This is a genomic window from Micromonospora sp. CNZ309 (assembly GCF_002846525.1).
Genome location: NZ_PJNG01000001.1, coordinates 3,206,234 through 3,226,076 on the forward strand (window position 1 = coordinate 3,206,234; position 19,843 = coordinate 3,226,076).

The 19,843-nt window shown below is 73.8% G+C and carries 18 protein-coding genes and 1 pseudogene; 8 read left to right on the forward strand and 11 right to left on the reverse strand.

The features are described 5' to 3' along the window. Positions 1–19 precede the first annotated feature (19 nt). Positions 20–451, reverse strand: coding sequence for a division/cell wall cluster transcriptional repressor MraZ (mraZ, locus tag CLT72_RS12900; RefSeq protein ID WP_088999233.1), 432 nt, complete (start codon positions 449–451; stop codon positions 20–22). A gap of 355 nt (positions 452–806) precedes the next feature. On the opposite strand from mraZ, the gene CLT72_RS12905 reads away from it, so the two are divergent. From CLT72_RS12905 to CLT72_RS12920, 4 genes are read left to right on the forward strand one after another with little or no spacing between them, the layout of a single operon-like run. Next, positions 807–2,054 (forward strand): Mur ligase family protein, encoded by a 1,248-nt coding sequence (locus CLT72_RS12905; protein WP_101411880.1) that lies wholly within the window; start codon positions 807–809, stop codon positions 2,052–2,054. After that, on the forward strand, positions 2,044–2,766 hold the full coding sequence (locus CLT72_RS12910) for a type 1 glutamine amidotransferase (RefSeq protein WP_101411882.1): 723 nt from the start codon (positions 2,044–2,046) through the stop codon (positions 2,764–2,766). Before CLT72_RS12905 ends, CLT72_RS12910 begins: the two co-directional genes overlap by 11 nt. Beyond that, entirely contained in the window at positions 2,763–3,446 is a 684-nt protein-coding gene (locus CLT72_RS12915) for a TVP38/TMEM64 family protein (protein WP_101411884.1), read from the forward strand. Before CLT72_RS12910 ends, CLT72_RS12915 begins: the two co-directional genes overlap by 4 nt. A gap of 7 nt (positions 3,447–3,453) precedes the next feature. After that, positions 3,454–4,302, forward strand: coding sequence for an aminoglycoside phosphotransferase family protein (locus CLT72_RS12920; protein ID WP_199184564.1), 849 nt, complete (start codon positions 3,454–3,456; stop codon positions 4,300–4,302). A 32-nt stretch (positions 4,303–4,334) separates the two neighbouring features. On the opposite strand, the gene CLT72_RS12925 is transcribed toward CLT72_RS12920, so the two are convergent. Then, on the reverse strand, positions 4,335–4,991 hold the full coding sequence (locus tag CLT72_RS12925) for a response regulator transcription factor (RefSeq protein ID WP_101415133.1): 657 nt from the start codon (positions 4,989–4,991) through the stop codon (positions 4,335–4,337). Further along, positions 4,988–6,262: a sensor histidine kinase gene (locus tag CLT72_RS12930; protein ID WP_101411886.1), complete on the reverse strand. Its 1,275-nt coding sequence runs from the start codon at positions 6,260–6,262 to the stop codon at positions 4,988–4,990. The genes CLT72_RS12925 and CLT72_RS12930 overlap by 4 nt, the downstream gene beginning before the upstream one ends. A 133-nt stretch (positions 6,263–6,395) precedes the next feature. Between CLT72_RS12930 and CLT72_RS12935 the strand changes: the two genes are divergently transcribed. Continuing rightward, entirely contained in the window at positions 6,396–7,310 is a 915-nt protein-coding gene (locus CLT72_RS12935; protein WP_374208797.1) for an ATP-binding cassette domain-containing protein, read from the forward strand. Next, complete coding sequence (locus CLT72_RS12940) at positions 7,307–8,161, forward strand: ABC transporter permease (RefSeq protein ID WP_101411890.1); 855 nt, start codon at positions 7,307–7,309, stop codon at positions 8,159–8,161. Before CLT72_RS12935 ends, CLT72_RS12940 begins: the two co-directional genes overlap by 4 nt. 100 nt (positions 8,162–8,261) lie before the next feature. Here the strand turns inward: CLT72_RS12940 and leuS are convergent, their stop codons facing one another. From leuS to CLT72_RS12980, 8 genes and pseudogenes are all read right to left on the reverse strand, one after another. Beyond that, positions 8,262–11,102 carry a leucine--tRNA ligase gene (leuS, locus tag CLT72_RS12945; RefSeq protein ID WP_101411892.1) on the reverse strand — a complete coding sequence of 947 codons (2,841 nt, stop codon included), beginning with the start codon at positions 11,100–11,102 and terminating at the stop codon, positions 8,262–8,264. Between the two features lie 318 nt (positions 11,103–11,420). Beyond that, positions 11,421–11,732, reverse strand: a pseudogene (gene mnhG / locus CLT72_RS12950) (monovalent cation/H(+) antiporter subunit G); the annotation flags it as partial. Continuing rightward, entirely contained in the window at positions 11,729–11,986 is a 258-nt protein-coding gene (locus CLT72_RS12955) for a monovalent cation/H+ antiporter complex subunit F (RefSeq protein WP_101411896.1), read from the reverse strand. The pseudogene mnhG and the gene CLT72_RS12955, both read right to left, overlap by 4 nt. Positions 11,987–11,990: 4 nt before the next feature. Continuing rightward, complete coding sequence (locus tag CLT72_RS12960) at positions 11,991–12,398, reverse strand: Na+/H+ antiporter subunit E (protein WP_101411898.1); 408 nt, start codon at positions 12,396–12,398, stop codon at positions 11,991–11,993. After that, positions 12,395–13,852 carry a monovalent cation/H+ antiporter subunit D family protein gene (locus CLT72_RS12965; protein ID WP_101411900.1) on the reverse strand — a complete coding sequence of 486 codons (1,458 nt, stop codon included), beginning with the start codon at positions 13,850–13,852 and terminating at the stop codon, positions 12,395–12,397. The genes CLT72_RS12960 and CLT72_RS12965 overlap by 4 nt, the downstream gene beginning before the upstream one ends. Then, the gene (locus CLT72_RS12970; RefSeq protein ID WP_101411901.1) at positions 13,849–14,238 is read right to left on the reverse strand and encodes a sodium:proton antiporter; all 390 of its coding nucleotides are present in this window, start codon (positions 14,236–14,238) and stop codon (positions 13,849–13,851) included. Before CLT72_RS12970 ends, CLT72_RS12965 begins: the two co-directional genes overlap by 4 nt. Continuing rightward, on the reverse strand, positions 14,235–16,973 hold the full coding sequence (gene mbhE / locus CLT72_RS12975; RefSeq protein WP_101411903.1) for a hydrogen gas-evolving membrane-bound hydrogenase subunit E: 2,739 nt from the start codon (positions 16,971–16,973) through the stop codon (positions 14,235–14,237). Before mbhE ends, CLT72_RS12970 begins: the two co-directional genes overlap by 4 nt. A gap of 12 nt (positions 16,974–16,985) precedes the next feature. Next, positions 16,986–17,231: a hypothetical protein gene (locus CLT72_RS12980; protein ID WP_101411905.1), complete on the reverse strand. Its 246-nt coding sequence runs from the start codon at positions 17,229–17,231 to the stop codon at positions 16,986–16,988. Between the two features lie 244 nt (positions 17,232–17,475). On the opposite strand from CLT72_RS12980, the gene CLT72_RS12985 reads away from it, so the two are divergent. Together CLT72_RS12985 and CLT72_RS12990 are read left to right on the forward strand one after the other, a co-directional pair. Continuing rightward, entirely contained in the window at positions 17,476–18,531 is a 1,056-nt protein-coding gene (locus CLT72_RS12985; protein ID WP_101411907.1) for an AAA family ATPase, read from the forward strand. A gap of 1 nt (position 18,532) precedes the next feature. Continuing rightward, entirely contained in the window at positions 18,533–19,831 is a 1,299-nt protein-coding gene (locus CLT72_RS12990) for a DUF58 domain-containing protein (RefSeq protein ID WP_101411908.1), read from the forward strand. Positions 19,832–19,843: the final 12 nt, after the last annotated feature.

Genomic DNA, 19,843 nt, shown 5'->3' on the forward strand with positions numbered 1-19,843 from the left:
CGTCGGGCGTCGTCACGCCCTACAGACCGCTGGGCAGCACCCCCTCCTCGATGTCGGCGAAGTCGTCTTCGCTCTCCGCGAGGTAGGACTCCCAGGCAGCCTTGTCCCAGATCTCCACCCGGGTGCTCGCGCCGATCACGACCAGGTCCCGGTCGAGTGCGGCGTAGGCCCGCAGGTGGGCCGGGATCGTCACCCGGCCCTGCTTGTCGGGCACCTCGTCGTGCGCGCTGGCGAAGAAGACCCGGCTGTAGGCCCGGGCCGCCTTGTTCGTCATCGGCTGCGCGCGCAACTGCTCCGCGATCCGCTGGAACTCGGGCATCGGGAAGGCGTAGAGGCAGCGGTCCTGCCCTTTGGTTATCACGACACCCCCCGCCAGCTCGTCCCGGAACTTCGCCGGAAGGATCAACCGGCCTTTGTCGTCCAGGCGCGGGGTGTGGGTGCCGAGGAACATCGGCCCAACCCCCTCGCCCTTGAGCGGCGTTCGCGGCGCCGCTGACCCCCCGGGCCGGTGGGCCCTCCCGGCCTCACCATTGGGCCCCACTCTACTCCACTTCCCTCCACCCGCAACCAGAATCGCCCGCGTGGCGCGGCGTTTCGGCGCGCAAAACCGCACGTCAACGAGGGTGGAGCGGAGTGGAGGGCCACGGCGCCCCCGGGGCCGGTCCGCTTTCCGACATAGATCGACTCCGTCCGGCTGAGCGCGCCCCGACCGCCCCGCCGGGCCACCCCGGCCGAACGGTTCGCCGTCGGCGGCGATCTGGCGGGACCGCCGGTCCGGTAACCTCGCTCGGGTGACGGACGCGAAGATGCCCCTGCGGGCAAAGGTGGCCAGCTCGGTGTCGCGGACCGCCGCGGCGCTGTCGCGGGCCGCGGGGCGCGGTGACGGCTCGGTGATCGGCGGCTGGATCGGCCTGAAGATCGACCCGGACCTGCTGGCCCACCTGTCGGCCGGGCGCGCGATCGCCCTGATCTCCGGCACCAACGGCAAGACCACCACCACCCGGCTCACCGCCGCGGCGGTCGGGGTGCTCGGTCGCGTCGCCACCAACTCGTTCGGCGCCAACATGCCGACCGGGCACACCTCGGCACTCGCCAAGGCCGGCAGCACGCCCTACGCCGTGCTGGAGGTCGACGAGCACTACCTCGCCCAGGTGCTGGAGGCCACCGAGCCGCACGTGGTGGCGCTGCTCAACCTCTCCCGCGACCAGCTCGACCGGGCCAAGGAGGTCGCCATGATGGCGCAGCTCTGGCGCGCCGCGCTGGTCCGGCACACCAACGTGCGCATCGTCGCCAACGCCGACGACCCGATGGTGGTGTGGGCCGCCACCCCGCCGCCCAACCACGACCACCGCATCGCCCCGCCGCACGTCACCTGGTTCAGCGCCGGGCAGCGCTGGCACGACGACTCCTGGGTCTGCCCCGAGTGCGGCTCCACCATCCAGCGCTCCGGCGACCAGTGGTGGTGCAGCGGCTGCCCGCTACGTCGGCCCGAGCCGCAGTGGACGGTGGAGGACGACGGCGTGCTCGACCCGACGGGCGCCTGGCACAAGGTCAAGCTCCAGCTCCCCGGCAAGGTCAACGTGGGCAACGCCGCGACCGCGCTGGCCGTCGCCGCCGAGTTCGGCGTCCGGCCCGTGGACGCGGTGCTCCAGCTCGGCACCGTCACCTCCGTCGCGGGGCGCTACGCGCAGGTCGACCGGGACGGGCGCAACATCCGGCTGCTGCTGGCGAAGAACCCGGCCAGCTGGCTGGAGGCCTTCGACATGGCCGACCTCGCCCCGACACTGCTCTCCATCAACGCCCGGGACCCCGACGGGCTGGACACCTCGTGGCTCTTCGACGTCGACTTCGCCCCGCTACGGGGCCGGCAGGTGCTGATCACCGGCGACCGCGCGTACGACCTCGCGGTCCGGCTGGAGGTCAACGACGTGCCCTTCCAGCATGTGCGGACATTCGCCGACGCCGTCCGGTCGGTGCCCCCGGGGCGCCTGGAGGTCATCGCGAACTACACCGCGTTCCAGGACATCCGAGCGGAGTTGGACCGTGTCAACTGAGAGCCTGCGCATCGTCTGGATCTACCCCGACCTGCTCTCCACCTACGGCGACCGCGGCAACGCGCTGATCCTCGCCCGCCGGGCGCGCCAGCGCGGCTTCCCGGTCGAGGTGCTGGAGGTGCGTTCCGACCAGCGCCTGCCCTCCACCGCCGACATCTACCTCATCGGCGGCGGCGAGGACGGCCCGCAGGCGCTCGGCGCGCAGCGGCTGCTCGCCGACGGCGGCCTGCACCGGGCCGTCGCCCAGGGCTCGGTCGTGTTCGGTGTCTGCGCCGGCTACCAGCTCCTCGGCACCTCCTTCTTCGCCAAGGGCACCCTCTGCGCCGGGCTGGAGCTGCTCGACCTCTCCTCCGACCGGGGGCCGACCCGCGCCGTCGGCGAGCTGGCCGGCGAGATCGACCCACGGCTGGGCGTACCGGCGCTGACCGGGTTCGAGAACCACGGTGGGCGTACCCACCTCGGCCCGGGGGTCTCCCCGCTGGCCCGGGTCACCGCCGGGGTCGGCAACGACGGCGCCACCGAGGGGGCGTGGCGGGGCAAGCTGCTCGGCACGTACTCGCACGGCCCGGCCCTGGCCCGCAATCCCGCGCTGGCGGACCTGCTGCTGCGCTGGGCCACGGGCGTGCACCAGCTCCCGCCGCTGGACGACACCTGGTCGGACCGGCTGCGCGCCGAGCGCCGCGCCGCGGTGGCCGCCGCCGCCAGGGCATGATCCCGGCCGTCCGGCGGCTGCTGCGCCAGCCGTCGGCCGTCCGCTTCGCCCTGCTGCTGCTCCTGCTGGTCACCTTCGGGGCGGTGCTGCTGGTCGTCCCGCTGCCCGAGGCGCACCAACTGCCCCGGCTGGCCGACCGGATGGGTGCCCTCGCCCCCGTGGCGGCGATCCTCGGCGGGGCGCTGCTGCTGGTCGCGCTGGTCCCCCGGACCTTCATCACGCTCGCCTCGGGGGCGATCTTCGGCGCGCTGGAGGGCGCCGCGTACGCGCTGGGTGCCGCCCTGCTCGCGGCGGCGCTGGGCTTCGCGGTCGGCCGCCTCCTCGGGCGGGAGTTCGTCGCCGAGCGGGTACGCGGCCGGCTGGCCCGGCTGGACGGCTGGTTCGCCCGGCAGAGCGTCCTCGGCGTGATCACCGTACGGCTGCTGCCGATCGCCGGCTTCGGGCTGGTCAGCTACGGCTACGGCACCACCGGCGCCCGGGTCCTGCCGTTCCTCGCGGGCAGCGTGATCGCGTCCGCGCCCACCGCGTTCGGCTACGCGGCGGTGGGCGCGGCGGTCACCTCCCCGGGCGACATGAACTGGTTCGGCGCAGCGCCGGCCGCGCTCGGCCTCGTCGCCAGCGTCGTGCTGATCCGCCGCTGGTGGCGCGCTGAGCGACAGCGCCGGCTCGGGCCGAGCTGAGGCCGGCGTGCGCAGCGGGTCGCCCGGAGCGCGCGAGGGCACCGGGCCGGAACACGAGGGACGGCAGCCGAACCGCGCCACCGGTCGCGTCGGCCCCACCGTCGCCGAGGAACGGCTGCGCGGCGGCTTCATCGCCGAGGTGGTCCGGGTCGGCGACACCGTCCGGCGTACGCCGCCGGAGAACGCCGAGTTCGTCGCCGCGCTGCTGCGGCACCTGGAGCGGGTGGGCGCGGACGTCGCGCCCCGCCACCTCGGCACGGACGAGCAGGGTCGGCAGGTGCTCAGCCACGTCGACGGCCGGGTGCCGTGGCGGGACAGCGAGGATCCGGCGTACTTCGCCGACCCGGCGCTGACCCGGCTGGCCGAGCTGGTCAGGCGGCTGCACGACGCCTGCGCGGGCAGCCTGCTGGCCGGGGCCGCCGAGACGGTCTGCCACCGCGACCTGTCCCCGAAGAACACGGTGTACCGGGACTCCCCCGCCGGCCCGCTGCCCGTGGCACTGATCGACTGGGATCTCGCCGCGCCCGGCCGGCGGGTCGAGGATGTCGCCTTCGCCGCCTGGCACTGGGCGGCGCCGGGGCCGGGCGCCGACGCGGTGGAACTGGGTCGGCGCGCCCGGCTGCTCTGCGACGCCTACGAGGCGGCCGGCAAGGGGTCGCTCGCGCTGCCCCGCGTCGAACTGGTCGACGTGATGCTCGCCCAGATCGACGGGACCTGGCGCGGGATCGCGGCCGGCGCGCAGCGGGGCGATCCGGCCATGTGCCAGCTCCGCGAGGCGGGGATCGCCGACATGGTGCGTGGCTGGTACGACTGGCTGGCCGGGCACCGCGCGGTGGTGACGGCCGCGCTGCGCTGACTGTGAGCGCCCGCCCCACCCGGTCGCGCGCCTCATCCCGCCGGGGAGACCAGCCCCGCCTCGTAGGCGGCGATGACGAGGTGCACGCGGTCGCGGGCGCCCAGCTTGCTGAACAGCCGGGCCACGTGGGCCTTCGCGGTGGCCGCGCTGATCGTCAGCTCGGCGGCGATCTCGCCGTTGGACAGGCCCCGGCCGACGAGGGTCAGCACCTCGCGCTCCCGCTCGGTGACGCCGTCGAGGGCCCGGGTCGGGGCGGCGGGGGCCGGGCGGCGGGCGAACTCGGCGATGAGCCGGCGGGTGACCCCCGGGGCGATCAGCGCGTCCCCGGCGGCGACCACCCGGACGGCGCCCAGGATGTCGTCCAGCGCCATGTCCTTGACCAGGAGCCCGCTCGCGCCGGCGCGCAGCGCGGCGTGCACGTGCTCGTCGTCGTCGAAGGTGGTGAGCACGAGGACGCGGGTGACGCCGCCGTGCGCGGTGATGGCGCGGGTGGCCCGGATGCCGTCCATGCCGGGCATCCGCAGGTCCATCAGCACCACGTCCGGCACGAGCTCGCGGGCCAGCCGTACCGCCTCGGCCCCCGTGCCCGCCTCGCCGACGACGTCGATGTCGGGGGCGTCGGCGATGAGCACCCGCAGGCCGGCGCGGACCAGCGGCTGGTCGTCGACGAGCAGCACGCGGACGCTCACCGCTCCCCCGTCCCGGTCCGTGGCCCGGCCGGCTCCACCGCCGCCGGCGACACCGGTGATACCGCCGTCGGCCCCGGCAGCCCCGCCGGTGATACCGCCGGCGGCGTCGGCAGCCACGCCGCCACCCGGAAGCCACCCTCCGGGCGCGGCCCGGCGTGGAACCGCCCGCCGGTCAGGGCGACCCGTTCCCGCATGCCGACGATGCCGTGTCCCTCGCCGCCGACCGCGCCGCCCCGGCCGTCGTCGACGACCTCCACCGCGACCTCGTCGGGGCCGTACGTGACGGTGACCCGGCACCGGTCGCTGCCCGCGTGTCGTACCACGTTGGTGAGCGCCTCCTGCACGATGCGGAACGCGGCGAGGTCGACCTCGGCCGGGACCGGCCGCCGTTCGCCGCCGCGTCGCAGGTCCACCCGCACGCCGGCGTCGGCGGCGGCCGTGACCAGCCGGTCGAGGTCGGCCAGCCCGGGCGTCGGGTCCAGCGACGCCGACTCCGACTGGGGGCGGCGCAGTGCGCCGAGCGTACGCCGGAGGCCGGCCAGGGTGTCGCGGCTGGTCGCCTCGATGGTGGCCAGCGCGGCGCGCGCCTGGGCCGGTTGGGTGTCGATGACCCGGGCCCCCACGCCGGCCTGGATGGCGATCACCCCGATGCTGTGGGCGACCATGTCGTGCAGCTCGCGGGCGATGCGCAGCCGCTCGGCGGTGACCGCCTCGGCGGCGGCGTGCGACCGCAGCGCCTCGGCGTAGCCGCGCCGGGCCCGCACGGAATTGCCGACCGTCCACGCGGTGACGACCGCCAGCACGGAGAGCGTGGCCCGGCTGACCGGGTCGGTGGAGGGGTTCACGAAGCTCGCGGTGATCTGCACGGCGAGCGCCACGACGGCCACCGGCACCGAGACGCGGCGGGACCTCCCCGCCGCGATCAGCCCCACCACCAGGTCGACGGCCAGGAACTGCGCGTACCAGATGTCGGTCAGGTAACCGTCCTCCGGGACGTTGACGACCACGGTGACCACGCACGCCGCGACCAGCATCAGCGCCAGGGCCAGCACCGGCCGGCGCCGCAGCAGGCCGGCGGGCGGGGCCACGGCCAGCAGCGGGACCAGGTAGCGCTCGGCGAGCCACCAGTCGCCGAACCCCACGCCGTCGCGGCTCGACGCCACGACGGGGGCCATCAGCACGGCGACCGGCAGCACCGCGACGCCGAGCCAGGGCAGCACCGCCCGCGCCGACGCCAGGGCGCGGCGCGGCGGCGGCGCGGTCGCATCCATGCCGCACACGGTAGCCAGCCCACCGCCGCCCGGGCATCGGCCCGCGGGCGTATGCCCCGGGGCGGGTCACCGGCCGCCGGATGTGCCCGCCGGGGCGACGCCGCCCCGGCCGTCACCCGGCAGCGTGGGCCGGGTGATCGAACTGAACGCCCTGACGAGACGGTACGGCCGCACGACGGCCGTCGACGACCTCACGTTGACCGTGCGCCCCGGCCACGTGACCGGGTTCCTGGGCCCCAACGGGGCCGGCAAGTCCACCACGCTCCGGATGATCATCGGCCTGACCGCACCGACCAGCGGCACCGTCACCGTGGACGGGGTCCGTTTCGCCGACCGGCCGCGCGGGCTGCGTCACGCCGGCGCGCTGCTGGACGCCGGGGACGCGCACGGCGGGCGCAGCGCCGTCGCGCACCTGTGGGCCCTGGCCCGCAGCAACGGCATCGCGCGCGCCCGGGTCGACGAGGTGCTGCGGGAGGTGGGCCTGTCGGCCGTCGCGCGGCGGCGCATCGGCGGCTTCTCCCTCGGCATGCGGCAGCGGCTCGGGATCGCCGCCGCGCTGCTCGGGGACCCGCCCGTGCTCCTCTTCGACGAGCCGTTCAACGGCCTCGACCCGGAGGGGGTGCGCTGGGTACGGGACCTGTTCCGGCGGCTGGCCGCCGAGGGGCGCACGGTCTTCGTCTCCAGCCACCTGATGAGCGAGATGCAGAACTGCGCCGACCGGCTCGTGGTGATCGGCCGGGGCCGGCTCATCGCCGAGCAGAGCCTCGCCGAGTTCGCCGCCGGGAGCACCCGGGCCGGCGTGTCCGTCCGTACGCCCGACGCGGCGGGCCTGGCCGCCGTGCTGGCGGCGGAGGGCGCGGACGTGCGGCCGGGCGACGCCGGGGCGCTGCTCGTGACCGGCCTGACGGCCGCGCGCATCGGCGACCTCGCGCTCGCCCACCGCATCGGGCTGCACGAGCTGAGCGCCCGCACGGCGTCGCTGGAGGACGCCTTCATGGCGCTCACCGCCGACAGCGTGGAGTATCTCGCCGGGGAGGGGACCCGATGACCGCCGTGACCGGGACGACCCGCCGACCGACCGTGACCGGGCCGCCGGCCCGGTTCCGCGACCTGCCGGCCGCCGAGTGGATCAAACTCTGGTCGCTGCGCTCGACCCGCTGGACGCTGCCCCTGGTCTTCCTGTTCGTGGTCGGGGTCAGCGTCAACGCCAGCCTCGCCGACCACCGGAACTGGCCGGCGTACCCGGAGGGGCGCCGGGAGATGTTCCGCCTGTACGGGCCGGTGCGCGACGCCTTCCCCGAGGTCGGCTACCTGGTGCTGATCCTCGCCTCGGCCACCGTCGGCGCCCTGACGGTCGTCGGCGAGTACCAGAGCGGGCTGATCCGGACCACGTTCGCCGCCGTGCCCGCCCGCCGGGCGGTGGTCGCGGCGAAGGCCGCCGTCCTGGCCGGGGTGATGCTCGTCCTCGGCGCGGTCACCGCGGCGACCTCGTTCTGGGTGTCCCAGGCGATCCTCGCCGACCGGGGCGCCGGCTGGTCGATCGGCGAGCCGGGGGTGCTGCGCGCCGTCGTGGCGAGCGCCGTGCTGGTGCCCGTGTGCGCGCTCGTCGGGATGGGCCTGGGCGCGCTCACCCGGCACGCCGCCGGGGCCGTGGCCGCCGCCACGGCGGTGCTCGTGCTGGTGCCGATGGCGGTGGACAGCGACGAGCACCGGTGGATCGCCGAGGCGTACAACGCCCTGCCGCTCACCGCCTGGCTACGACTGATCGAGGTGCACCCCGACGTCCTCAACCCGGACCCGTACCCGGCCACCGTCACGGGCTCCTGGCTGACCCTGGCCGCCTGGTCCGTGGCCGCGACCCTGACGGCCGTGACCGTCATCCACCGCCGCGACCCCTGATCCGGGACGGCCGCGCCGATCATGCAGTCGTGGTGCCCGACTCATCCGGGTCCGGGGACTTCGCCCCCCACCACGACTGCATGATCGACCCACAGGACGATCAGGCCACCACGGAGACCATGCGGCCCTTGATGACGATGACCTTGCGGGGTTCCTTGCCGGCCAGCGAGGGTGCGACCGCCTCCAGGGCCGCCGCGCGGACGGTCTCCTCGGACGCGTCGGCGGGGACCTCGACACGGCCCCGCACCTTGCCGTTGATCTGCACCGGGTACGTCACCGTCTCCGCCACCAGCAGCGCGGGGTCGGCGGTCGGGAAGTCCGCGTACGTCAGGGAGGTGTCGTGCCCCAGCCGGCGCCACAGCTCCTCGGCGACGTGCGGGGCGAACGGCGCCAGCATCAGCACCAGCGGCTCGGCCACCTCGCGCGGGGTCTCCGCCAGCCGGGTCAGCCCGTTGGTCAGCTCGATCAGCTTCGCGATCGCGGTGTTGAACCGGATCGCCTCCATGTCGCCGCGGACCCCGTCGACCACCTTGTGCAGCAGCCGCCGCGTCGCCTCGTCGGCGGGCGCGTCGGTGACCCGCAGCGCGCCGGTCTGCTCGTCGACGACCGCCCGCCAGACCCGCTGCAGGAACCGGTACGACCCGACCACCGCCCGGGTCTCCCACGGGCGGGACACCTCCAGCGGGCCCATGGACATCTCGTAGACCCGGAACGTGTCCGCCCCGTACGCGGCGCACATCTCGTCGGGCGTGACCACGTTCTTCAGGGACTTGCCCATCTTGCCGTACTCGCGGTTGACCTGGGTGTCGCCCAGGTAGAAGCCGCCGTCGCGCTCGGTGACCTCCTCGGCCGGCACGTAGGCGCCCCGGGCGTCGGTGTACGCGTACGCCTGGATGTAGCCCTGGTTGAACAGCTTGCGGAACGGCTCGAACGACGAGACGTGCCCCAGGTCGTACAGCACCTTGTGCCAGAACCGCGCGTACAGCAGGTGCAGCACGGCGTGCTCGGCGCCACCGACGTACAGGTCGGTGCCACCGCAGTCGCCCTCGCCGCGCGGCCCCATCCAGTACGCCTCGTTCTCCGCGTCGACGAAGCGCTGCGAGTTGGTCGGGTCCAGGTAGCGCAGCTCGTACCAGCACGAGCCGGCCCACTGCGGCATCACGTTGGTCTCGCGGGTGTAGCGCTTCGGGCCGTCGCCCAGATCCAGCTCCACCTCGACCCAGTCGCGCCGGCGCGACAGCGGCGTCTCCGGGTTGCTGCCGGCGTCCTCCGGGTCGAACGTGCGCGGTGAGAAGTCGTCCACCTCGGGCAGCTCGACGGGCAGCATCTCCTCCGGCAGGGCGATGGCCGCGCCGGTGGAGTCGTACACGATGGGGAACGGCTCGCCCCAGTAGCGCTGCCGGGAGAACAGCCAGTCGCGCAGCCGGTAGGTCACCGCGCCGGTGCCGTGCCCGTTGGCCTCCAGCCACCCGATGGTCGCCGCCTTGGCCTCGGCCACCCCCAGGCCGTCCAGGTCCAGGCCGCGCTCGGGCGCGGCGCTGTTGATCGCCGGGCCGTCCCCGGTGTACGCCTTGCCGTCGAAGCCCTCCGCCGGCTGCACGGTACGCACGATCGGCAGCTCGAAGACCTCGGCGAACGCCCAGTCCCGCTCGTCCTGGCCGGGCACCGCCATGATCGCGCCCGTGCCGTAGCCGGCCAGCACGTAGTCGGCGATGAAGACCGGGATCCGCCCGCCGGTGACCGGGTTGGTGGCGTACGCGCCGACGAAGACGCCCGTCTTCTCCTTCGTGTCGGCCTGCCGCTCGACGTCGGTCTTGGCCGCCGCCGCCTTGCGGTACGCCTCGACGGCCGCGCGCGGGTTGGCGTGCCCGCCGGTCCACGCGTCCTTCGTACCCTCGGGCCAGGCGGCCGGCGCCAGCGCGTCGACCAGCTCGTGCTCGGGGGCCAGCACCATGTAGGTGGCGCCGAAGATCGTGTCCGGCCGGGTCGTGAACACCCGGATCGGCTCCACGGAGGTCGGGAAGTCGATGTGCGCGCCGGTGGAGCGGCCGATCCAGTTGCGCTGCATCAGCTTGATCGGCTCGGGCCAGTCCAGCGTGTCCAGGTCGTCCAGCAGCCGGTCGCCGTACGCGGTGATCCGCATCATCCACTGCTTCAGGTTGCGCTTGAAGACCGGGAAGTTGCCCCGCTCGGAGCGGCCGTCGGCGGTGACCTCCTCGTTGGCCAGCACGGTGCCCAGCCCCGGGCACCAGTTGACGGGCGCCTGCGAGACGTACGCCAGCCGGTGGTCGTCGACGATCCCCCGGCGCTCGGCGACGGACAGTTCCGCCCACGCCCGCCCGTCGGGGGTCGGCCGGTTGCCGCCCTCGAACTCGGCGATCAGCTCGGCGATCGGGCGGGCCCGCTTCGCGTCCGTGTCGTACCAGGAGTTGAAGACCTGCAGGAAGATCCACTGCGTCCAGCGGTAGAAGTCGGTGTCGATGGTGGCCACCGAGCGGCGCTCGTCGTGGGCCAGGCCCAGCCGGCGCAGCTGCGCCTTGTAGCGCTCGATGTTGGCCACGGTGGTGGTCCGCGGGTGGGTGCCGGTCTGCACCGCGTACTGCTCGGCGGGCAGGCCGAACGCGTCGAAGCCCATCGCGTGCAGCACGTTGCGCCCCGCCATCCGCTGGTAGCGGGCGAAGCAGTCGGTGCCGATGTAGCCCAGCGGATGCCCGACGTGCAGGCCCGCGCCCGACGGGTACGGGAACATGTCCAGGACGTACAGCTTCTCCGCCCCGGCGCGGGGGTGACCGGGGTCGGCCAGCGGGCCGGTCGGGTTCGGGGCGTGGAACGTCCCCTCCCGCGCCCAGACGTCCTGCCAGCGCTGTTCGATCTCCTCGGCCAGGGCCGCGGTGTACCGGAAGGGTGGCACGTCACTGGCCGGTGCGGCTGCCTCACTCATGGCGTCTCTCCTCGATCCGCTGTTCGTCGTACCGCGGGATGCGGGTCGGTCTCGTCCGGTAGGCACAAAAAAGCCCCTCGCGCAGGAGGGGCGGCCGTGCTGTCGCGGATCAGCGCGTCAACACGGCTCGGTAAGAAGCAGACCGGCCACGGACATGCCTCGCAGTCTACCGTCGGCGCGCAGGCGGCGGCGAGACGGTTACCCGTCGGCGGGTCCGCCGCCCGCGGCGCCACCCGACCGGTCGCCTCGAAGCCCCGAGGGCGACCCGGCGTCGGCGTCGGCGTCGGCGTCGGCGTCGGCGTCGGCGTCGGCGTCGGCGAGGTCGTCGTACCAGGTCATCGCGGCCAACGGAGCGCCCGCGCGGTAGGACGCCACGGCCAACGCGTAGCCGCCGACGGGAGCGCTGAGCAGTTGCAGCCCCACCGCCACGGCGACCACCACCGCGCTCCGCGCGTCGAACACCAGCACCAGCACTCCCACCAGGACGCACACCACGCCCAGGCTCGCCGCCTTGGCCACCGCGTTCATCCGGTTGTAGACGTCTGGCAAGCGCAGCAGGCCGAGCGCGCTGACCGCGATCAGCCCGGTGCCCACGAGCAGCGGAACAGCCGCCAGCACGGTACGCATCAGCGCGGCCGCCGATACACCAGGCGGGCCAGCGCGACCGTCGCCAGGAAGGCCACCAGAGTGCCGGTCAGCACCAGGTCCAGCAGAGCCGGGAAGTCCAACCGGGCGGCCAGCACGGCCATCGCGGCCAGGACGACGAAGAAGCCCAGGTCGAGGGCAGCCGCGCGGTCGGCGTCGGTCGGACCGACAGCCAACCGCCAGATCACCGGCAGCGCCGACAGCGCGAGGACGACGAGCGCCACGTCGAGCAGGAACACGTCCCTACCTCCCATCCACATCGCCGACCGCGGGCGCGGGTCCCGCCGGCCCTCTGCCGACGGGCCGGGCGGCCAGCAGCAGCTTCTGCTCAAGTTCACCGATCTCGCGGCGGAACCCGTCCGGATCCTCGGCGTACATGCCGTGCACGAAGAGCACCGGCGGGGACGTCCGCACCGCCACCGCGAGGGTGCCCGGAGTCAGCCCCACGCAGAGCGCCATGAGCACCACCTCGGTGTCGCTCACCTCGGTCAGCGGCACCCGGACGATCGCCGGGCGCAGCCGCCAGCCCGGGGTCAGGATCTCCCGGGCGACCACCAGATTGGCCAGCACCAGACGGGTGGCGTACCACCCGAGGAAGCACACGACCCGCCCGGTCCGCACCACCGTCCGCCGCACCACGTCCAGGCTCATCGGCCGCTCACCGCCCGTAGGTAGCCGTCCAGGTCGAGCAGACCGGCCGCTGCGGCGTCAGCCAGCCCGAGCAGGGGTTCGGCCAGCGCCCCGAGCAGCAGGGAACCGACCGCCAAGGTCAACGCCGGCAGCACCATCCGGGCCGGCGGGCGAGTCGCGACGGCCTCGTCCGGAGCGGGTGGCTCCCCCCAGAACGCGGTGCCCCAGATCTTGAGCATCGAGGCCAGGGTGAGCAGGCTGACGCCGACGGCCACCGCCACCGCGACCCACTGCCCGGCATCGCCCACCGCCCTGATCAGCAGGAACTTCGCCACGAACCCGGAGAACGGGGGAAGTCCCGCCAGCGAGAGCGCGGCGCCGGCGAAAGCGAGCGCCAGCACGGGATGGATGCCGGACAGGCCGGTCAGCCGATCCAGCCGGTCGGTCCGGTGTCCGGCGTGCACCGCCGCGGCGCAGAGAAAGAGCGCCGTCTTCACCAGGATGTACTGCACTAGGTAGAAGACCGCCGCGCTGAGACTCGCTGCCGTAAACAGGGCCAGTCCCAGTAGGACGTATCCGATCTGACTGACCATGTGGAAGGTGAGCACTCGGCGCACGGTGGCCTCCCCGAGCGCCCCGAGCACTCCCACCACCATGCTGAGCAGCGCGACCGCTGCGATGACCCGGCCGTACGCCGCATCGCCGTCGTACACGACGGCGTAGATCCGGATCAGGGCGTAGAGGCCGACCTTCGTGAGCAGCCCGGAGAAGAGCGCGAGAACCACGGGCGGAGCCTCGGGGTAGGTCCTGGGCAGCCAGTCGTGCCAGGGCACCACGGCGCTCTTGACCGCCAGCGCCAACAGTACGACGCCGGCGGCCACGGCCGCGGTGGGCGAGTCACGGGCGACGGCTGCTAGGTCTGCGAGGCGCACCGTGCCGGTCACCCCGTAGACCAGGCCGACCCCGGCCAGCAGGATCGTGGAGGCCAGCAGGTTCGTCGCCACGTAGACGCGTGCGGCTCCGAGCCGGGTGCTGCCGCCGCCCAGGGCGATGAGCACGTAGGACGGCACCAGCATGACCTCGACCAGCACGAACAGGTTGAACAGGTCGGTGGTGAGGAACGCGCCGTAGGCGCCGGCCGACAGCACGAGGACCAGCGGCACGAGGAGAGGATCGTGCTCGTGACCGGACGCGGCGAGGCAGGCCAGCACCACCACCGCGCAGACCGTGACCATCAGCGCGCTGAGCGCGTCTGCCGCGAAGCCGATCGCCACCAGGGGACGCCAGCCGCCGACCCGCTCGACCAGCACCGTGCCGTCGCGGGTGACCACCAGCAGCGCCACCGCCAGAACGAGGACGCCGGCGGTCACCGCGAGACCGGCCGACCGGTGCGCCGACCGTCGCCGCGGTACGGCGAGCAGCAGCGCGGCGGTCAGCAACGGAGCGGCGAACGGCAGAACCAGCAGGCGACTCACCGTCCTCCCCCGCCCTCGCCGCCGTGCCCGCCCCGCGTGCCCCCCTCGGTGCCGTGCTGGCCGTTGACGGTCTGGTCGCCGTCGCCGGTCTCCTCCTCGGCGCCGGGCGGGTCGTCCACGCCGAGCAGCCCGAGCAGGTAGAGCGTGACGCCGAAGCTGATCACGATGGCGGTGAGCACGAACGCCTGCGGCAGCGGGTCCCCCATCTCCTCGCCGGCGCCGTCGAAGGCGGGGGTACGTCGGCCCAGCCCACCGGCGGAGAGCAGCAGCACGTTGACCGCGTGCCCGAGCAGGACGAAACCGAGGATCACCCGCAGCTGGCCACGCTGAAGCAGCAGGTAGACCCCGGTGGCCACCAGCACGCCGACGGCGACGGCGGCGCTCATCCGGGCTCTCCCGCCCGGACCGGTCTGCTCGACACGTCGAGCCGTCGGACCGCCGCCACGATCAGCCCGAGGACGATCAGGTAGATCCCGAGATCGAACAGCAGGCTGCTGGAGAACGGCAGGGTCGCCCCGCCCGGCAGACCGACCTTGCCGAGGGTCAGAAACGGGCGGCCCAGCGGCAGCGCCGCCAACCCCACACCGACGCAGAGCAGCAGTCCCGCCACCAGCAGGGGCCGGGTCCGCAGCCGGCCGAGCAGCGGCGCGGGGCTGCCGGCGTACGCGATGTGGCCCAGCCCGACGGCGGTCCCGGCCAGCAGCGCGCCGATGAACCCGCCCCCGATCTCCTCGTGCCCGCGTACGAACAGAAGCCCCGACACCACCAGCGTCACCGGGGCGAGCAGCCGGTGGGCGAACACGAGAACCGGGTCGGGCGGACGGGCGGGGATGTCCCGTCCCGGTCGGGTGACCTGGTCGGAAAGCGAGACCAGCCCCAGCGCCACGACCGCCAGGACCACCGATTCGCCGAGGGTGTCCAGCGCGCGGAACTCCACCAGGATCGTGTTGACCACGTTGCTACCGCCGGTGACGGGTGCCGCCTCGGCCAGCAGGAAGCGGCCCGGGTCGGACAGGTCACGGCGGCCGGTCAACGCCACGGTGCCGGCCGCCGCGGCCAGTCCGGTCACCCCGGCCAGCGCCGCGCCGAGCAGCCGGGCACGAGGTACGCCGTCCGGGGGCAGGCGCGGCGGACGGCGGCGCAACACCAGCATCACCACGATGGTGGTGAGCACCTCGACCAGCATCAACGTGAGTGCGACGTCGGGTGCCCCGGCGGTCACGAACCAGACGGAGAGCAGGAGTCCGACCGCGCCGGTGAGGCCGACCGCGCCCAGCGCCGAGCGCACCATGACCAGCCCGGCCAGGGTCAGCACGAGCAGGACCAGCAGCACCACGTCGCCGGGACGGCTGGCGCCGTCAGCGGGCGGCGGCAGCGAACCGATGCCCACCACCGCGGCCACGGCCAGCACCGGCACGGCGAGCACCGGCCGGAGCAGGAACGTCGCCGGGCCGTACGCCCGGGCCGGCCGGGCGACCAGGGCGCCGAGACGCAGCAGTCGAAGACGGCCGGCCTCGAACCAGACGGCGAAGGGCGTCGTGGTGGGCAGGCGGCGCAACTGCCGGTCGACCCGGGCGCGCAAGACGAAGAGCAGCGTCCCGAGCCCGACGGTGAGCGCGGAGAGCCCGAGGGCGAGGGTGAAGCCGTGCCAGAACGCCAGGTACGGCGGTTCACCCTGAGGTCGGGCGTCGTTCGCGGCGCGCTGGACGAGCGGACTCAGCACGGTTACGGAGGGTCCCAGCGCGACGGCCAGTACGGCGGCCACGCCGGCCGGAGCCACGAACGAGCGCCGTGGCGGTCGCAGCCCCTGCTGGCGTAGCGGACCGGTGAAGACGCCGTGCACCAGGCGGGCCGCGTACGCGAAGGTCAGCACGGAGGCCAGTACCCCGAGCCCGGCCGCCACCTGGCCGGACCAAGGTAGCGGGGAAGCCTCGGCCAGCGCCTCGAAGATCGCCTCCTTACCGACGAACCCGATCGTCGGCGGCAGACCGGCCATGGTGGCGGCGGCGATGGCGGTGAACACCGCCGTCGCGGGCATGACCCGGGGCAGTCCGGACAACTCGCGGATGTCCCGACTGCCGGCCTCGTGGTCGATGATGCCGACCAGCATGAACAATGTCGCCTTGAACAGCGCGTGTGCGACGGTGTAGAGGATCGCGGCGGCGTCCGAGGCAGGGCTGCCCACTCCGACGACCCCGATGATCAGACCCAGCTGACTCACCGTGGAGTACGCGAGCAGCGCCTTGAGGTCGTACTGGCGCAGGGCCAGAAAGGCTCCTAGCACGGCGGTCAGCAGGCCGACCGCGAGCAGCGTCAGGTTCCACGCGGGCCGACCGCCGAACAAGGCGGAGAACCGCATCAGCAGGTAGATGCCGGCCTTGACCATGGTGGCCGCGTGCAGGTAGGCGCTGACCGGCGTGATGGCGACCATGGCACCGGGCAGCCAGAAGTGGAACGGCACCTGCGCCGACTTGGTGAAGGCCGCGACCAGCACCAGCGCGCCGACGGCCCAGGCGGGGCCGCCCTCCAGCCGCTCGGGCTCGGCGAGGATACGGCCGAGGTCGCTGGTGCCGAGGTCGAGCGTGAGGATCACGACGGCGGTCAGCAGGGCCAGCCCGCCTCCCGAGGTGACCAGTAACGCCCGTACCGCCGGTGGTCCGGCGGCCGGCCGGCCCTGCCCGATCAGTACGAAGGACAGCACCGACGTCAGTTCCCAGAAGACGAACAGGACCAGCAGGTCGTTGGCAAGGACCAGACCGAGCATCGCGGTCGCGAACAGGGTCAGCAGCAGGTAGGTCCGCGTGTGCGGCGCTCCGCTACCCAGATAGCGCGGGCAGTAGGCCAGAATGAGGGCACCCACCCCGAGCACCAGCAGGGCGAACACCAGGGCCAGGGCGTCCATCCTCAGGGCGGCCGAGACGTCCAGCGAGGGCAACCACCTCCAGTCGACCGTGACCGTCGCGTCGGCGAGGAGCACCGGGAGCGGAAGCAGCAGTAGCCCGGCCGTGAGCAGGAACCCGGCGGCCAACGGATACCCGGCGTCGCGGCCCAGCCGACGGGTCAGCAGGGGTACGCAGGCCGCGAGCACGACCTGCCAGACGAGGGCGACCGCCAGGATCATGCCGGACGGCGATCAGTAGCCGACGGCGGCACCGTCGCCGCGCGGGTCGGCACCGGCCTCCAGCAACCCCCGCTCCGCGTCGATCCGGATGGCGTGCGCGTGGCCCATGTTGTCGTCCCAGTTGGGCAGCATCCGCACCGGCTGTCGGCGGCGTTGCCACTCTCGGGCCACCTCGTAGCCGACCCGGCCCTCCAGGGAGAGGTCCTTGAACGCCAGCAGCCAGTAGCCGACGTCGAGCGGCAACGCCGAGTCCGCCATGTTCACTCCCGTCCTGATCAGGAGCGGCGTCTACCCGGTGAGCAGGGGGATAAGCGTCCCCCGACCGGCGAAACTTTCCACGCGTGACCGCCGGACTACCGGGAGGGGTCGGCGACGACGACAAACATGGTTAGCCTGAGAGACCAGTGAGATTTCTGCGGCAGACGAGGCTCGGCGTCGCGAACCCTACGGCGGGTCCAGCTGCTCTATACAGAGCTGCCGTCCGGCGACGAGGAGGAGGCCCGTGACACAACAGACCTGGGACGAGGTGGGCGGCCTGCTGCCGCACGACGAGTTCCGCGCCGCCAGCGAAGCCATCGTGTCGAACATCGAGCAGGTCATCGAGGGCAAGACCGCCACCGTGCGGCTCGCCCTGGCCGTCCTGCTCGCCGAGGGCCACCTGCTCATCGAGGACGTGCCCGGCGTCGGCAAGACCAAGCTCGCCAAGGCCATGGCCCGCTCGATCGACTGCTCCGTGCGCCGCATCCAGTTCACCCCCGACCTGCTGCCCAGCGACGTCACGGGCGTCAGCGTCTACAACCAGGAGACGCACGACTTCGAGTTCCGTCCCGGCGCGGTCTTCGCCAACCTGGTCGTCGGCGACGAGATCAACCGCGCCTCGCCGAAGACGCAGTCCGCGCTGCTGGAGTGCATGGAGGAGCGCCAGGTCACCGTCGACGGCGTCACCTACCACCTCCAGACGCCGTTCATGGTCGTCGCGACGCAGAACCCGATCGAGATGGAGGGCACCTATCCCCTCCCCGAGGCGCAACGCGACCGCTTCACCGCCCGCATCGCGATGGGCTACCCGGACCCGAGCGCCGAGCTGGCGATGCTCGACGGGCACGGCGCCACCGACCCGCTGGACGAGCTGCGGCCGGTCTCCGACGCCAACACCGTGCGGCAGCTGATCGGCCACGTCCGCCAGGTGCACGTCGCCGACGCGGTCAAGCAGTACGCGATCGACCTGGTCACCGCCACCCGCGAGGCCGCCGACCTGCGCCTCGGGGCCTCCCCCCGGGCCACCCTCCAGCTGCTGCGCACCGCCCGCGCGGTGGCCGCCCTGGAGGGGCGCGACTACGTCCTGCCCGACGATCTCCAGGTGCTGGCCGTGCCGGTGCTCGCGCACCGGATCATCCCCACCGCCGACGCCCAGCTCGCCCGGCGTACGACCGACGCGATCGTCTCCGAGCTGGTGCACCGGCTGCCGCTGCCGCACGACCGCGGGCGCTCCCCGTACGACACCCGCCCGACGGGCGAGGGCAACGGCCGAGCCACGTACGAGCCGCGGAGGCGGTGACGTGCGCGACGGGCTGCGAGGGCTGACCACCCGCGGCCGTTCGTTCCTCGCGGCCGCGGTCGCGGCGGCGGTCTCGGCCGGCATCCTCGGCGAGAAGGACCTGCTCCGGGTGGCCGTGCTGCTGGCCGTCCTGCCGCTGCTGGCGGCGGCCTACGTCGGGCGCAGCCGCTACAAGCTGGCCTGCAACCGGTCGCTGGACCCGCACCGGGTGCCCGTCGGGGCGAGTTCCCGGGTGGTGCTGCGGTTGCAGAACATGTCCCGGCTGCCCACCGGCACCCTGCTGCTGGAGGACCGGCTGCCGTACGCGCTGGGCAGCCGGCCCCGCGTGGTGCTGGAGCGGCTCGGCGCCCACCAGGCCAGCTCGGTGGCCTACACGGTGCGCGCCGACGTGCGCGGGCGCTACGAGGTGGGCCCGCTGGTGGTCCGGATGACCGACCCGTTCGGGCTGTGCGAGCTGAGCCGCGCGTTCCCGAGCACCGATCACCTGACCGTCATCCCGCAGGTCACCCCGCTGCCCTCGGTGCGTCTGCCCGGCGAGTACGCCGGCAGCGGCGACAGCCGGGCCCGCTCCGTCGCCGTGCACGGCGAGGACGACGCCGCCACCCGGGAGTACCGGATGGGCGACGACCTGCGCCGGGTGCACTGGAAGTCGACCGCGCGCACCGGCGAGCTGATGGTGCGCCGGGAGGAGCAGCCCTGGGAGAGCCGGGCCACCGTCGTGCTGGACACCCGCGCGTACGGCCACCGCGGCGACGGGCCGACGGCCTCCTTCGAGTGGGCGGTCTCCGCCGCCGCGAGCATCGCGGTGCACCTGCGGCAGGCCGGCTACAAGCTGCGTCTGGTCACCGGCTCCGGCGCCGACGTGGACGCCTCCGAGGCGACCGGCGACGGGGTGCTCCTCGACCACCTCGCCGAGGTGCGGCTCGACAAGAAGGGCGAGCTCACCACCCTGGTGCAGCGGGTGCGGCAACGGGCGGACGGCGGCCTGATCATCGGGCTGTTCGGCTCGGTGAGCACGGCCGAGGCCGAGCTGCTGGCCGGGCTGCGCGGCAACGGCGCCACCTGCGTCGGCTTCCTGCTCGACAGCTCCACCTGGCTCAACCTGCCCGCCAAGGCCCGGGCCGAGGCCGATCACGCGCACGGCGCCGCCGCCCTGGCCATGTTGCAGAGCGGCTGGCGGGTCATCGGGGTCGACCACGGCACGCTGCTGCCCGCGCTGTGGCCGCAGGCGGCCCGCGGTTCGCAGGGCTTCGCGCTGCGGGCGGCCATGGCCGAGACGGTGGCCGGGGGCATGCGATGAACGGAAGGGTCC

What these genes read in the sequence shown, in the direction of transcription:
- mraZ (WP_088999233.1), bottom strand. Translation starts at nt 451, where the DNA reads ATGTTCCTCGGCACCCACACCCCGCGCCTGGACGACAAAGGCCGGTTG.
- CLT72_RS12905 (WP_101411880.1), top strand. Translation starts at nt 807, where the DNA reads ATGCCCCTGCGGGCAAAGGTGGCCAGCTCGGTGTCGCGGACCGCCGCG.
- CLT72_RS12915 (WP_101411884.1), top strand. Translation starts at nt 2,763, where the DNA reads ATGATCCCGGCCGTCCGGCGGCTGCTGCGCCAGCCGTCGGCCGTCCGC.
- CLT72_RS12930 (WP_101411886.1), bottom strand. Translation starts at nt 6,262, where the DNA reads ATGGATGCGACCGCGCCGCCGCCGCGCCGCGCCCTGGCGTCGGCGCGG.
- CLT72_RS12940 (WP_101411890.1), top strand. Translation starts at nt 7,307, where the DNA reads ATGACCGCCGTGACCGGGACGACCCGCCGACCGACCGTGACCGGGCCG.
- leuS (WP_101411892.1), bottom strand. Translation starts at nt 11,102, where the DNA reads ATGAGTGAGGCAGCCGCACCGGCCAGTGACGTGCCACCCTTCCGGTAC.
- CLT72_RS12960 (WP_101411898.1), bottom strand. Translation starts at nt 12,398, where the DNA reads ATGAGCCTGGACGTGGTGCGGCGGACGGTGGTGCGGACCGGGCGGGTC.
- CLT72_RS12970 (WP_101411901.1), bottom strand. Translation starts at nt 14,238, where the DNA reads ATGAGCGCCGCCGTCGCCGTCGGCGTGCTGGTGGCCACCGGGGTCTAC.
- mbhE (WP_101411903.1), bottom strand. Translation starts at nt 16,973, where the DNA reads ATGATCCTGGCGGTCGCCCTCGTCTGGCAGGTCGTGCTCGCGGCCTGC.
- CLT72_RS12980 (WP_101411905.1), bottom strand. Translation starts at nt 17,231, where the DNA reads ATGGCGGACTCGGCGTTGCCGCTCGACGTCGGCTACTGGCTGCTGGCG.